Here is a 13,564-nt window from a genome sequence, read left to right as displayed (position 1 = left end):
AACTAAAATCGGTTGTTACTTGGAGGAAGCAATTTGTATGATCCCACAATTTTTGAAAATCTAAAAGTAGCATTTGAAAATCAGGTGTATGATTTAGATAATGTAGATCGAAAAATCATGATTACTAACCGGGTCGACCGAATGGATTTTGCCATTATGACTCGAGATTTTGCTATTCAATTTACGCTAGCAGATCACCCCCATGTGACAGCAGAGATTGTATTACGGGCATCCGTAAAAGATTTGGCAGGGGAGATTTTAGAGCTGCCTAGTAAAAATCTAGGTTGTTTATTAGTAGTACGTTTTAACAAACCTGTTCAAAATGTAGCCGTACAATGCAAGCGAATTGAGCAAGCATTAAATATCATTTGGGAAACTGACATTCAGTTAACGCAAACAGTAAGCTTCGTGTATGAACAAGAAGCGTCAAGTTACCAGAACCTAATTGAAGTGAAATTCAAATCTAAAATTAACGAGGAACATATGGGTGACATTGCAGAATTTCTAGATCATGTGTTGGAATCGTTGGAAGTCTTAAATGATATAGAAGCATAATGTCGGGCTCCGTTTTGCTGGAAGGAAATCCTCTAGCTAATTTCAGCATATAGTGCAAGGACAACAATTGAATTTGAACAGGAGGGATTGCGTTTTACGGGAATCGTACATTGTTGGACTTGAAGACAGGAGATGTAAACGGAGACGGTATTCTAGACACGGTTTATTTATATGGTCAAGTCGCTGGACCACCGGGTATCTTTGCTGACAATATTACACTTATTATTCAAGATGGCAAGTCTTATAAAAGTACAACCGTACATCTCAAAAACAACGCGGGATATAATGCACGGTTGTTCCTTGGCGATTTTGACAACGATCTTGTACCTGACATAATGGTAAGCATTGATACGGGTGGGAGTGGGGGATATGGCATCTTTTATATCTATTCCTTTAGAAATAACAGTTTACATGAACTCTTTAATGTCGATAGCTACAATGAAAAATACACATTCCAAGTAAATTATGAGGATTTCTATAAAGTGCGTGTTGAAAGTTCTCGGCAAAACCTATTGTTCACCATAGATATCAGCAACAAAGGCTATGATTATTTAGCACAGTATTACGATGATAATGGACTACTAAAAAATCCGTTAAAAGGTGAAGTTCTTGCCTTAGGAGCTTTACATCCAATCATTACAACTAACGAAAGTTACAATTATGATCTATTGGCCCTACAGCGCATTATTGGACCAACAAATGCAGATACATTAGGATATGTTGAAAACCTTTTGACATGGAAAGACACTCAATTAATTTCTAATCGGTTGGCTGTTTCTATACCAAGCACAAATTAGTAGCACTTCCACACCTGATGATTAGTGAATAACATGATTACCTATTTAGGCGGTACGTGTATACTCTTTGCTACTAGTAAGCAAAGAACGCATTGTATAACGTGCGAGAGTGCCCGAAATTGCATCTTCGGGCATTTACAATCCCTCTAGAAAGTTGTCTATTCTATATTTCAAACAAAACTGTATTTTCCACACATAATTGGTTTAGTGAATAAGTACCGTATTTAGAATAGAAAACACCTGAAATCCATTGACCAAACGTCGGTGGACTTCAGGTGTTATTTTTTTGTGGACCAAACTAATATAATTAAAATCAACTAAAGAGTAATAGTGAATCTATTTTATGTTTTCACCGATACAATAAATAACTTAATTTGTATATTGATTATTAGCATACTGGAACAGAACTAGGAATAGTATTGGTAGAGTATTATGGAGGTGGAGTAGATTGGAGAAAAATTGAAAATCTTATTATCGAATGCTGTTTTCTGGAATATATTCAAGTGGATTCACTCCCTACATAAGGTAGGACAATCCATAAGAGGTCTGCTCGTCGGGAATCGAGATTTGCTAACAGAAAGATTATTAAATAGAAGTTTTTTTTCTACTGAATATAACCCATAGAGATTTCACTTCTAGGCTTTAGTGCTATTGTATTGTCTACTAAATTTACGCTGGAAGGGGAATCGAATGTCAGAATTTCATCAACAATCATCAGTTGAAGTCATGGAGATGTTGGACGTGACAAATCAAGGATTGAGCGATTATGACGTCCAAAATAGGCAAGAAGTATACGGTTATAATGAATTGCTGGAAGGAAAAAGGACAAGTACATTCTCCGTTTTCTTTGGACAGTTTAAAGATTTATTAGTCATTATATTATTGATTGCCGCTTTCATTTCATTTCTATTAGGTGAAGTAGAAAGCACGATTGTGATTATGATTGTCGTTATTTTAAACGCAATCCTGGGCACTGTGCAGCATGTGAAGGCAGAACAGTCTTTGGATAATCTGAAAGCTTTGACCTCTCCAGTTGCAAAAGTGATGCGAGATAAACAGATAGTAGAGATTTCTTCAGAAGATATAGTAGTTGGAGATCTTCTCTATTTAGAGGCTGGTGACTATATAAGTGCTGATGGCAGATTAGCAGAAAGCCATAATTTGCATATTAATGAAAGTTCGCTAACAGGTGAATCATTGGCTGTTGCGAAAAGTACTGCGCCCATCAAAGAAGATCGTGTAACGATTGGCGATAAAAAGAATATGGTGTTCACTGGAAGCTTTGTCACCAATGGACGTGGTACCGTCATTGTTACATCCATTGGTATGGAAACGGAAATTGGGAAAATCGCAAATTTACTGGATACTGCGAAAGAGAAGAAAACACCTTTACAAGTAAATTTAGATCGTTTTGGGGAAAAATTAGCTTTAGGAATTACGATGATCTGTTTAGCCATTTTCATTATTGATCTTTTTCGAGGACGCGAGTTAGTAGACTCGTTTATGTTTGCTGTTTCGCTGGCGGTTGCAGCAATTCCGGAAGCGTTAAGTTCGATTATTACCATTGTGCTGGCATTTGGGACACAAAAAATGGCGAAGGAAAATGCCATTATACGTAAACTCTATGCTGTTGAAAGTCTGGGAAGTATTTCCGTTATTTGTTCAGATAAAACGGGAACATTAACGGAAAACAAAATGAGTGTTCAACAAGTATATATTGATCAAAAAGTCATTTCGCATGATGAACTACATACAGAAAATGCGATTGAGAAAAATCTTATCTTAAAGGCACTATTGTGTAATGACGCCTTGGAAAGAGATGGTAAAGAAATTGGTGATCCAACTGAAATTGCACTTGTGAAATTGGGGAAGCAGTACAATCTTGACGAATTAATCGTAAGAAATCACTATCCAAGGCTGGCCGAAATACCTTTTGATTCAGACAGAAAGCTAATGAGTACAGTACATCAGTTCAATCAGCGCTATACTTTGATTACAAAGGGAGCAATAGATGTTCTTCTATCCAAAATTGCGAAAATTGAAACCTCAGAAGGTGTACTTTATATTACGGATGAACATCGTAATAAAATTGAAGAAGTGAATCGTGACTTTTCTATGAATGGTTTAAGAGTACTTGCAATTGCTTACAAAGAGATATCGAAAAATCAACTAATCGATGTCGAAGTCGAAAAAGATTTAATTTTTGTCGGATTAATAGCGATGATGGATCCTCCGAGAAAAGAGTCAAAATCAGCGGTTGAAAGCTGTATAAAAGCAGGTATTAAACCAGTTATGATTACAGGTGACCATAAAATAACAGCAACTGCTATAGCCAAACAAATTGGTATTTTAAACGATCCATCAGAAGCGATCGAAGGACATGAAATTGAAGGATTAACTGATCAACAACTACAAGAAAAGGTTCAAGATTTCTCTGTCTATGCCCGTGTAACACCAGAGCATAAAATTCGCATCGTTAAAGCTTGGCAGGAAAAAGGAAATGTAGTTGCGATGACGGGAGATGGTGTCAATGATGGTCCTGCCTTAAAACAAGCCGATATCGGTGTGGCGATGGGGATAACCGGTACTGAGGTAGCGAAAGATGCATCCTCTATGATCTTAACGGATGATAATTTTTCAACGATTGTCAAAGCTATTTCGAATGGAAGAAGCCTCTATACGAATATTAAAAACGCCATTCTATTTTTATTATCAGGGAATGCAGGTGCTATTTTTGTTGTTTTATATGCAACAGTATTAGGTTTACCCGTCCCTTTTGCACCCGTGCATCTATTATTTATTAACTTACTTACCGATAGTTTGCCGGCAATTGCAATAGGTTTAGAGCCGCATAATAAAAACACAATGAAGGACAAGCCAAGAGATATTAACACTCCATTATTAAATAAAACATTTACGACTCAAGTGATACTCGAAGGCTTATTAATTGCTATAGCTACGATCATTGCTTTTCGAATAGGGTTGTCAACGGGGGATACGCAAACAGCAAGCACAATGGCATTTGCAACATTATGTTTGTCAAGATTAGTACATGGCTTCAATTCTAGATCTAAAGAATCGATCTTCACAATAGGTGTGTTTTCGAATCTCTATACTTGGCTAGCATTTTTAATAGGTTTTCTATGTTTACATTTAGTGTTATTTGTTCCATCGCTTACGGGTGTGTTTGAAGTCGCAACATTAAGTGGGATACAATTAGGTTATATTTATTGCTTGTCCTGTATGCCGTTTCTAGTTAATCAGTGGTATAAAGTGTTATTCGTAAGAAGTAAATAATGCTAATATAAATTGGCTCCAGTTGTATGAGTGTCAGAAACCATACACATCTGAAATAAAGTCGTACTGTTTATTAAAAGTTATAGCGGTTTATCCCTTTGGGTACTAGTATCCAAAGGGATTTTTAATTTTTTTTTATGCTTCAGCATTCAAAACCCCGAATTAGCGATCCACTGACGAATTCCATCATAAACAGGCTTTGTTCTTTTGGTCATTATCTATGGGGTGTCACAACGTAGAAATAATAAAAAGAGAAATTAGATTATATTTGCATTTTTAATATGAATCGTGTACGATTTAGTTGTGAACGATTTAAATAAAAGAAAAAGGAGTTTTTGACATGAAAGCACTTTATGAAACGACGATCATTAACACAGGCGGACGTGATGGGTATGTCTATTCACCGGACAATATTTTCAATTTGGATGTTGCAAAACCAGCAGCACTAGGGGGCGATGTCACAACTGCAACGAATCCGGAGCAGCTATTTGCTGCAGGTTACAGCGCATGCTTTAACAGTGCGCTTGAGTTACAGTTGGAGAAGGGGAAAGTTGACTTTTTAAGCAGTGAAGTAATAGCGACTGTTTCTCTTTACCCAGATAAAGAAGATAAAGGTGTTAAACTTGGCGTCAAGCTCGAAGTAACAATTGAGGGCGTTGACCATTCCGTCGCGGAAGAATATGTGAATAAAGCGCATCACTACTGTCCGTACTCTAAAGCACTCAATGGTAACGTTGATGTTGAAATAGTGATTAACTAAAAGGAGACTTAAAATGGTATCAGTTTATGATTTTGAAGTAAAAAAAACAAATGGGGAAATCACGTCACTGAAAGAATATGAAGGCAAGCCTCTAATTATTGTAAATACAGCTAGTAAATGTGGATTAACCCCTCAGTATGGCGGATTGCAGTCGCTTTATGAAAAGTACAAAGATGAAGGGCTGACGGTTTTGGGATTTCCTTGCGACCAGTTTAATAATCAAGAGTTTGACGATATTAATGAAACAACAGAATTCTGCCAAGTGAATTATGGTGTCACGTTCCCCATTTTTGCGAAAATTGACGTGAACGGTGACGATGCGGATCCACTTTTCACACACTTAACGACAGAGAAAAAAGGGTTGTTTTCGAAAAAAATCAAGTGGAACTTTACGAAGTTTTTAGTGAATCAACAAGGAGAGGTTGTAAAGCGATATTCGCCGCAAACTGAACCTGGAAAAATCGAAGAAGATTTGAACAAGATTTTATCATGAAGGATTTTCTGTCATTGAACAGCCAGCTTTGTTTCGCTGTATACGAAACGGCTGGAGAGTTTAATAAGCTGTATACAAGTGTATTGCAGCCGTTTGGTTTGACGTATCCGCAATACTTGGTGCTTTTAGCGTTATGGGAAAAAGATGAAATATCGATGAAAGAACTTGGTACACGACTCGACCTCGGAACCGGAACGCTGACGCCGATGATTAAACGTATGCAGGAAAACGGCTGGGTACGAAAAGAACGCTCACAAGAAGATGAACGAAAAGTGTATATTTATTTAGAAGAAAAAGCGCACCGCGATCAGGGGCCAATCACGAAACGAGTCGCAGAAGAAATCCAACTCTGTAACATCAGCTTGTCTGAATATGATGAGCTGATGATGCGGCTGAATGAGCTGCATCAAAAAATGAAAGAACGGTCAAATTCCTCTGGTGCGTAAAGCGTAGAAGGACAGTCCCTTAGTAGCATTCACCCTTTTATTATTCATTGGCGCGGTATGGATGTGATATTAAGTCTATATTTTAGGGAAAGTAAAAGAATTAATTGTACAAATTGTAATCAACTAAATTTAACCATTAAATTACTGCTTACTTTTGCGGTGAATACTAGACACCCCATGTACACGTGCTTGCGGATCGCTTTGGATTGAACGACTACTGCATCATTATCGGGATTTATAGCTGTTTAGGGGTGCGATAAAATCGCACCCCTAAACAGCTATTTTCGTTAATTGTATGGTGGTCTTTCATCCGTCGCTTTCCGAAGGTACAGGTACACGAAGTGCTAAAGATTTTGGGAACGAGTGAATAACTACTTACTCTATCTTTATAACATATCGTTTTGAATTTAAGTCATTGTCACTTTCTATATAGCGTCTGCTCCAAGGCAATTCTGAAATCAAAGAGTTTACAGCATGCTTACCCAAACGGGATGGATTTGACATGTGGAAAGATTTACTGAAGATAACAATCGAAGAGTTAACGAGCCTTGATTCATTCAACAAAGGGAAATGATTAAGAACAGTCCTAAGCCTCTATTTTCTATAATAAACACAAACAACTTAATATTGACAGTGTGTATACGTTTGTATACAATTAAGATAATGATAATGTGCATACAAATGTATACAAAGGAGGAGAATACAAATGAGAGAAGAACATATCAAGGGAGAAGGTCGTCATCGTGGCAGACGCCACGGTGGGGAAGAGGGCGTGCATCAGCGTGGTGCGAAAACCTTTCGTCGAGGAAGAGCAATTTCGTTTTTAGAGCGTATGAATCTGAAGCGTTCAACTATTATGCAACAGTTAGATCAACCCGAATTTCTATCAATCCAGCCGATTTTAGTCGGTGAATTAAAAGCGATTGATATGATCATTAATGAGTTTATTCAACTATTTGAAATCAATGTAGATGAAATGTCGGATCGCAAGCCAATGGTAGATGTTAATGAGGAAGGGATTGAGTTGGATGAAAAAAATTAACGGATATATCGATTCAGTGTTTACGAAGCAAGATACTCTGTTGGAGGAAGTGATTGCATCGATTGAAGGAAACGGTATGCCTGCCATATCGGTTTCACCTTCTTCTGGCAAGCTACTTACGATGCTGACAGCCATTTCAGGGGCGAAAAATGTGCTGGAAATCGGGGCGCTTGGCGGCTATAGTGGAATTTGTCTTGCCAAAGGGTTTGGTAGTGAAGGGAAATTAACTTCCCTTGAATTAGAGGAGAGATATGCAACGTTAGCAGCTAGCAATTTAGCGAAGGCTGGCTTTGGTGATCAAGTATCTTATAGGACGGGGCCAGCTTTGAAAAGCCTTGAAGGATTAGTTGACGAGGGGCAGCGATTTGATTTTTTCTTTATCGATGCAGATAAAGAAAACTATGAAAATTACTTAGACTATTGCATTCGACTTGCGGAGGCGGGTGCGTTAATCGTGACGGATAACGTACTGGCTGGCGGTAGTGTAGTGGATCCGGAGGCGAAACCAAAACGTTATACAGAATTAATGAAAACATTCAATGAAACGGTAGCAAATCATCCCCAATTGGAATCGCTTCTTATTCCAATCGGGGATGGGATGACGATTTCACGAGTGAAGAGATAACAGAAGAATTTCAGTGACATAACTAACGGGGTCTCTTTTGGGGGAATAAACAAATAACAATGGAAATCGTACTTTACTCAGAACGTTAAAGAGAAGACTATCATCGATAAAAGCATTAAAAAAGGGCGCCCTATAAGCGCTCTTTTTATATATTTTTTTTGTGAGTTATGAGAGACACTTTACAACAACTTATCAACTACAACTATAAGCATCCATTAGTTGGGTGATTTCTTTTGAAATTTCATTATCTACTTTTCCTTCTTAATCGTCTGATAGAAGCGTTCTCAACATTTTCTTATCACCAAGGTACTTAATCTCCTCTATTCCACCTGGGCGAAGAATTGCTATCCCTGTTATTTCTGCATCCACTTTATCTTCCCCTTTTTTTTCATATTCAATATAAACAGTAAAGTAATAATTCGTTGGGGTGTCTTTATTTTGCTCTATAACGATTTTACTAACAGTTGTCTGATAATCGTATTTGTCCGCCGCCAAGTGGAACATTAATACATAAGTTCTCACTAATTTATCCCGCATTAACGGGCAGTAAGACCCCCACTTCAAGTCTTCAAGGACACAAGAAGAATAAGTGGGGGATCAACTGCCCGTAAAAGCCCGAATGGTTAAACTAACAATCAGTGGGGGATGAAGAAAACCCCCTCTGATTGAAGATTAACTTTATCGTAACCACTTTCGGAAAAATAAGGTCCGTAGCTATCCTTTAAATATGCGCTATACTCTTTACTGAATGGTACGCTCCCCTGGTTCTGTTTCTCAACCCACTTCCACAGTTCATTGTGTGCTTGTATTGCTTCTTTATTTGGAGTAGTCAATTCATACTCCAGATAGCCTTGAATAAGTTCTATGTTTTTGTCTTGTGGTTCGTCTTGAGTGCAGCCTACAAGTAATAGGAATGTAAGAGCTGCAGATATGACAACGCCAGTCTTCCCTCGAAAGACCTTCTCTATGAAGAAAGAAATACGATTCGAACGTGATTTATTATGGTACATAGTCTCAACCACCTCCTCTTTTTTTATTTTTTATCTACTTCTTATACGGAAAGTATGTTATAAAAGTTTCATTTTTCTAACTATTATGAAAGGCAGTGACTGGCGCCAGTCACTGCCTTTCATATGATAATCATTGTCTATACCACTGTCAGATATTGAAGACCCCTCGTTGTAAACTGTAGGCGCTGTTTATTTCCCGACAGATGCCTTCTATTTAAATGGGATGATTCATCGGATTTCCAGCGCCAACTGAATGAGTTACTCAACAGTAGTATGACGTTACCTATAAGAATAGTTGGTGCAAAGACATCTATGGTGAAAATATAGTAATTGGATGATTAAAATGACTGAGTATCCATCAAACTGTTATGTAGAACAAGAATCTTTCAGAGGCAAATTCGACATGTTCTTTGTAAAGGAAAGCAAGATGCATTTGAAGCCGAATACCTTCTTTAATTACATTCCAAAGTTAGGAGTTATATAAAATGACAATTACTAATTTTAAAAAATTAGAGGAAATCAGACAGGCACTCAATTCAAAGTTTTTCGAACGGGAGAACGAAGTTGAGGGGATTCTTGTAGCTCTGCTCTCTAGACAGCATATGCTCATGATTGGACCTGCCGGAACTGCGAAATCCGCATTGGCGTTTGAGGTAGCAAAAATCGTACAAGGAACAGAATACTTCCAATGGTTGCTGACAAGGTTCAGTACACCCGAAGAAGTTTTTGGCCCGTTGTCGTTAAAAGACCTTGAACAAGGTGTGTACAAGAGGAATACAGCAACTAAAATGCCAGAAGCTAATCTAGTTTTCCTTGACGAAATATTCAAAGCAAACTCGGCAATCTTGAATAGTTTACTGACGCTTATCAACGAAAGACTCTTCTATAATAACGGAACGCCAGTAAAGGTCCCTTTAATGTCAGTTATTGGTGCTTCGAACGAATATCCTGAAGAAGGAGAAGGGCTTGAAGCTCTTTTCGACAGGTTTTTACTTCGGTTCGAGCTAGACTATATTGCGGATGATACGAATTTTGTTTCTATGATGAAGGGGACCGGTCAAAATCAGGCCATGCCTTCCTTGACGATGGATGAATTGATTCAACTCCAGTTTTTGACGGACAGGGTTACAATACCGGATGAAGTGTATGAAATTCTTTCGGAAATTCGTACTAATTTGCGTGACGAGGGAATTCGGCCTTCTGACAGGCGGTTTCAACAGTCGCTTTCAGTCCTTCAAGCGAAGGCGTTGATAAACCAAAGGCAAGTTGTGAAGATAGATGATATTGTCATCCTGGAAAATGTACTCTGGGAAACGGTGGATCAAAAAGATACCGTGTCTTCCATTATTCGCAACCATTCACAAGATGTTGTTACTCAGATCCTCTACTCCATACAAAATGAAGCAAATGAAGTATTCTACGCCATCCTGCAGGATCATTCGCCAGAAGCAGGAATGGAAGCAACTCAAAAAATGAAAGCTTTAGTGGCTGATTTGAAGAACCTCCAAAGTATCAATCAAAGTAGGAAGGCTGATATTGGCCCATTACTTGATAAAGTGACCTCGATGGAACATGAAATCCTGGATAGTATTTTAGAACCGTGGTATTTTGAATCCCAAAATGACAAGAGGGGCTCCACCAGCACCTTTTTTAATATGTGAAAGGGGGTATTCTTTATGAAGAATCGTTCAGTCTTGAATACGGACGCATACGATAAAAGACGTTTCAAAGAAATTTTCGACATGTCTCTGGGTCTTCAAAAGGTAAGAGGTGAAGGTGCTTTGCCAATGTTCGAACCATTATTGGCTGATATTTGGGCTTCCTTATATAAGATGAAACCAGAAATTTTGACAGGGGACGTAGACAGTGTACTTAAGGTGAATAAAACACTCATGGACAGAATCATGGCGGATGAATCCTTTGTATACTACCGAAGCTTCACCCGATTGGATGATTTATTGTCAGCTATCGGCACGGTGAAATTCGGAGAAAAGACGAATCAATGGCTAGCTGAACAAAAAGAGGAAGATGAAGACTTTCAAAAACAGATCCAGGAAATTCACGCAATGCAAAGGCGACTTCAAGAGCAGGATTGGCAAGAAGAGCCAGGAAGTGGAAGTCGGGTGTCAGAAGAGATTTTTAATGAAATGATGACTAAATTTGATGAGAAATTGCAACAGTTGCTTCAAAATAATAGTCATAGCTTTTCACAAGCATTGGCTCAAGCCATGCAAGAAACAAAACAAGTGAAAGACGGTCTAAAGTCTTTGCTTGGCGGCTGTAGTGCAGGGAGTGGTGATGTGGAATTAAAAAAGGTTCCTTTACGCGACCAACTAGCATTAGCTGAAAAAATGGCTTCTGATAAAACGATGAAAGAAATAGCGGAGTGGGCGGGTAGATTCAAACAGATAGCCCGTAAAAAGCAGAAATCCATACATAAGGAGTCTATGGGAAGAAGGGGAGTTACGTTAGGCAACGATATCGAGAGGTTACTCCCGATGGAATTTGGCTTATACATGCATTCACTATCGAAGAACGATTTTCTTCGTCGCTTTGTGGAAGGCCAAACCATGCAATATGAACAGAAAGGGCGTGAGGTATTGGAGAAGGGTCCAATCGTACTTTGTCTAGATCAGTCAGGCAGTATGTACAAACTGGATACACAATCCAAAGGTTTTATACTAACCCTAATGTCCATTGCGAAAAGGCAGCGAAGGGATTTTTGCTTAATATTATTCTCTACTCTGACAGAAATTCATAAATATGAAAAAGGGAAAATTAAAGGGTCTGATATGGTTAGTTTGGCTCGAACCTTTCTAGGTGGTGGTACGAATTTTGCACTTCCGCTTGATCAAGCGATGAATGTAATCAATGAAAGTCGGTTTAAACAAGCCGATTTGGTTTTCGTTACGGATGGTGAGGACACTTTAAACGATTCATTTCTACTAGAATTCAACAAAAAGAAAAAAGAAAAGGATTTCAACGTTCTTTCCCTAGTGCTCGGAAGCAGCATACATATAGTAGAACAATTTTCAGACAGGGTTATTCAAGTTTATGATTTTGATGACGCAGGCAGTTTTACTGCTTTTGAAATATAAACTATATATGTTGAACAAATGAATCAGGCGTAGGAGTGAGGTGATTGATGTGAACACTGTTTGGAAAGGATTTATCTCGTTTGGACTAGTTACAATTCCAGTAAAGTTACACTCGGCAACAGAGGATAAAGGGATTAAGCTAAGGCAGATTCATGATAAATGTAAGAAACCGATTAAACAGGAAAAGGTATGTCCTATTTGTAACGAGGATGTGGATTCCAAGTCACTTGTGAAGCGCTACGAGTATGCGACTGACCGATTTGTAGTTATTACAGATGCTGAATTAGAGGGCTTGAAGAGTGATATAGAAGAAAAATCAGTTGAAATTGTAGAGTTCGTGAAGTTGAAAGAAATTGATCCGGTATATTTTGATAAACTTATTACTTGGCTGCAGATAGCAACGGTTCAAAAGCGTACGCATTGTTAAGGGAATCGTTAGCCAAGTCGAAAAAGATTGGCATTGCAAAGATAACGATACGTTCTAAGGAACGTCTTGCAGCTGTACGGGTACTTGATAACCATCTAGTTCTAGAGACGTTACATTTCCCAGATGAAGTTAGGTCTACAATTGACCTTCCACAAATCACTAACGTCAAATTAACTGCAAAAGAAAAAGAAATTGCATTATCTTTAATCGAACAACTAACAGCAGAATTTGATCCGACTAAATACCACGACGAATATCGTGAACGCTTAGTAAAATTGCTTAAGAGTAAAATACCTAAGAATGCAGAACAACCATCGAATGTTATTAATTTAATGGAGGCAATGGAGAAAAGCATTGCAACAATCAAGGAACAAAAGAAGCGGGCATGAAGTTAGTTAAGCCTATGCTATTGGAGTCTCAAGAGGAAGTACGTTCTGATGAGGGATGGTTATACGAACCGAAGTTTGATGGTATCCGGCTGTTAGTTGGAAATGACCATTCATATACTCGTCATGGAACAATAACCACCAGTCGCTTCCCTGAGCTTATATTTGTTGGTCAAGAGGTTTTATTAGACGGTGAGTTTATTGCACCCGGCACGAATGCCCCCGACGACTTCGCAGGATCTATGTCTCGCTTCGGTGGAAATAAAAATCAATCAATCTCATTGATGGGATTTGATGTTCTTTCATATAAAAATAAATCAGTCATTCGTTACCCACTCGAAGAAAGAAAAGCAATATTAACAGAATGTATAGCTGGAATTGATTCGCCTTACATTAATTTAATTCCCTACGTTTACACCGAAGGGGCAGCACTTTTTGCGTGATGAAAGAAAACAGAATGGAAGGCATGGTTGCCAAGCGATTGGGGACACCTTACATTCCTGGCACCCGTTCGGATGATTGGCGAAAAATCAAATTGGAGTTATCATGATGTGGTTGTTACGAAGGTAACGCTTGGGCCGCTAACTGTTCAGTTACATAGTTCAGAGGGAGATTATTTGGGGAGCGT

Annotated in this window: 13 protein-coding genes and 1 pseudogene; 12 read left to right on the top strand and 2 right to left on the bottom strand. The window is 38.4% G+C overall.

All coding sequences use genetic code 11. The features are described 5' to 3' along the window. Positions 1-33 precede the first annotated feature (33 nt). The 8 genes from MKX62_RS22650 to MKX62_RS22615 all read left to right on the top strand — a co-directional run bounded on the left by MKX62_RS22650 (position 34) and on the right by MKX62_RS22615 (position 8,015). A complete protein-coding gene (locus MKX62_RS22650) occupies positions 34-555 on the top strand; it encodes a hypothetical protein (protein WP_340742417.1) in 522 nt (173 codons plus the stop codon). A gap of 110 nt (positions 556-665) precedes the next feature. Next, positions 666-1,352, top strand: coding sequence for a VCBS repeat-containing protein (locus MKX62_RS22645; protein ID WP_340742416.1), 687 nt, complete (start codon positions 666-668; stop codon positions 1,350-1,352). A 690-nt stretch (positions 1,353-2,042) separates the two neighbouring features. Continuing rightward, the gene (locus MKX62_RS22640) at positions 2,043-4,649 is read left to right on the top strand and encodes a cation-translocating P-type ATPase (protein ID WP_340742415.1); all 2,607 of its coding nucleotides are present in this window, start codon (positions 2,043-2,045) and stop codon (positions 4,647-4,649) included. Between the two features lie 340 nt (positions 4,650-4,989). Continuing rightward, positions 4,990-5,409, top strand: coding sequence for an organic hydroperoxide resistance protein (locus MKX62_RS22635; RefSeq protein ID WP_340742414.1), 420 nt, complete (start codon positions 4,990-4,992; stop codon positions 5,407-5,409). Positions 5,410-5,422: 13 nt separating this feature from the next. Further along, complete coding sequence (locus tag MKX62_RS22630; protein WP_187045255.1) at positions 5,423-5,902, top strand: glutathione peroxidase; 480 nt, start codon at positions 5,423-5,425, stop codon at positions 5,900-5,902. A 14-nt stretch (positions 5,903-5,916) separates the two neighbouring features. Beyond that, positions 5,917-6,348 carry a MarR family winged helix-turn-helix transcriptional regulator gene (locus tag MKX62_RS22625; protein ID WP_340742413.1) on the top strand — a complete coding sequence of 144 codons (432 nt, stop codon included), beginning with the start codon at positions 5,917-5,919 and terminating at the stop codon, positions 6,346-6,348. A gap of 706 nt (positions 6,349-7,054) precedes the next feature. After that, positions 7,055-7,390, top strand: a complete 336-nt coding sequence (locus tag MKX62_RS22620) for a hypothetical protein (protein WP_340742412.1) — start codon at positions 7,055-7,057, stop codon at positions 7,388-7,390. Continuing rightward, positions 7,377-8,015 (top strand): O-methyltransferase, encoded by a 639-nt coding sequence (locus MKX62_RS22615; RefSeq protein WP_340742411.1) that lies wholly within the window; start codon positions 7,377-7,379, stop codon positions 8,013-8,015. Before MKX62_RS22620 ends, MKX62_RS22615 begins: the two co-directional genes overlap by 14 nt. 261 nt (positions 8,016-8,276) lie before the next feature. Here the strand turns inward: MKX62_RS22615 and MKX62_RS22610 are convergent, their stop codons facing one another. Both MKX62_RS22610 and MKX62_RS22605 read right to left on the bottom strand, forming a co-directional pair. Then, entirely contained in the window at positions 8,277-8,537 is a 261-nt protein-coding gene (locus tag MKX62_RS22610; protein ID WP_340742410.1) for a hypothetical protein, read from the bottom strand. Between the two features lie 113 nt (positions 8,538-8,650). After that, on the bottom strand, positions 8,651-9,025 hold the full coding sequence (locus tag MKX62_RS22605) for a hypothetical protein (RefSeq protein WP_340742409.1): 375 nt from the start codon (positions 9,023-9,025) through the stop codon (positions 8,651-8,653). 485 nt (positions 9,026-9,510) lie between these two features. On the opposite strand from MKX62_RS22605, the gene MKX62_RS22600 reads away from it, so the two are divergent. The 4 genes and pseudogenes from MKX62_RS22600 to MKX62_RS22585 all read left to right on the top strand — a co-directional run bounded on the left by MKX62_RS22600 (position 9,511) and on the right by MKX62_RS22585 (position 13,379). Continuing rightward, the gene (locus MKX62_RS22600; RefSeq protein ID WP_340742408.1) at positions 9,511-10,686 is read left to right on the top strand and encodes an AAA family ATPase; all 1,176 of its coding nucleotides are present in this window, start codon (positions 9,511-9,513) and stop codon (positions 10,684-10,686) included. Between the two features lie 15 nt (positions 10,687-10,701). Further along, positions 10,702-12,123: a vWA domain-containing protein gene (locus MKX62_RS22595; protein ID WP_340742407.1), complete on the top strand. Its 1,422-nt coding sequence runs from the start codon at positions 10,702-10,704 to the stop codon at positions 12,121-12,123. A 49-nt stretch (positions 12,124-12,172) separates the two neighbouring features. Next, positions 12,173-12,939, top strand: a pseudogene (gene ku / locus MKX62_RS22590) (non-homologous end joining protein Ku). Continuing rightward, positions 12,936-13,379: an ATP-dependent DNA ligase gene (locus MKX62_RS22585; RefSeq protein ID WP_340742406.1), complete on the top strand. Its 444-nt coding sequence runs from the start codon at positions 12,936-12,938 to the stop codon at positions 13,377-13,379. Before ku ends, MKX62_RS22585 begins: the two are co-directional and overlap by 4 nt. Positions 13,380-13,564 lie beyond the last annotated feature (185 nt).

The sequence above is a fragment of the Sporosarcina sp. FSL K6-5500 genome (assembly GCF_038005665.1).
Lineage (GTDB): Bacteria > Bacillota > Bacilli > Bacillales_A > Planococcaceae > Sporosarcina > Sporosarcina psychrophila.
Note: the sequence above shows the minus strand (reverse complement) of the source record. Positions and strands in the feature narration are given on the sequence as shown.

What these genes read in the sequence shown, in the direction of transcription:
- MKX62_RS22640 (WP_340742415.1), top strand. Translation starts at nt 2,043, where the DNA reads ATGTCAGAATTTCATCAACAATCATCAGTTGAAGTCATGGAGATGTTG.
- MKX62_RS22635 (WP_340742414.1), top strand. Translation starts at nt 4,990, where the DNA reads ATGAAAGCACTTTATGAAACGACGATCATTAACACAGGCGGACGTGAT.
- MKX62_RS22630 (WP_187045255.1), top strand. Translation starts at nt 5,423, where the DNA reads ATGGTATCAGTTTATGATTTTGAAGTAAAAAAAACAAATGGGGAAATC.
- MKX62_RS22620 (WP_340742412.1), top strand. Translation starts at nt 7,055, where the DNA reads ATGAGAGAAGAACATATCAAGGGAGAAGGTCGTCATCGTGGCAGACGC.
- MKX62_RS22615 (WP_340742411.1), top strand. Translation starts at nt 7,377, where the DNA reads ATGAAAAAAATTAACGGATATATCGATTCAGTGTTTACGAAGCAAGAT.
- MKX62_RS22605 (WP_340742409.1), bottom strand. Translation starts at nt 9,025, where the DNA reads ATGTACCATAATAAATCACGTTCGAATCGTATTTCTTTCTTCATAGAG.
- MKX62_RS22600 (WP_340742408.1), top strand. Translation starts at nt 9,511, where the DNA reads ATGACAATTACTAATTTTAAAAAATTAGAGGAAATCAGACAGGCACTC.
- MKX62_RS22595 (WP_340742407.1), top strand. Translation starts at nt 10,702, where the DNA reads ATGAAGAATCGTTCAGTCTTGAATACGGACGCATACGATAAAAGACGT.
- MKX62_RS22585 (WP_340742406.1), top strand. Translation starts at nt 12,936, where the DNA reads ATGAAGTTAGTTAAGCCTATGCTATTGGAGTCTCAAGAGGAAGTACGT.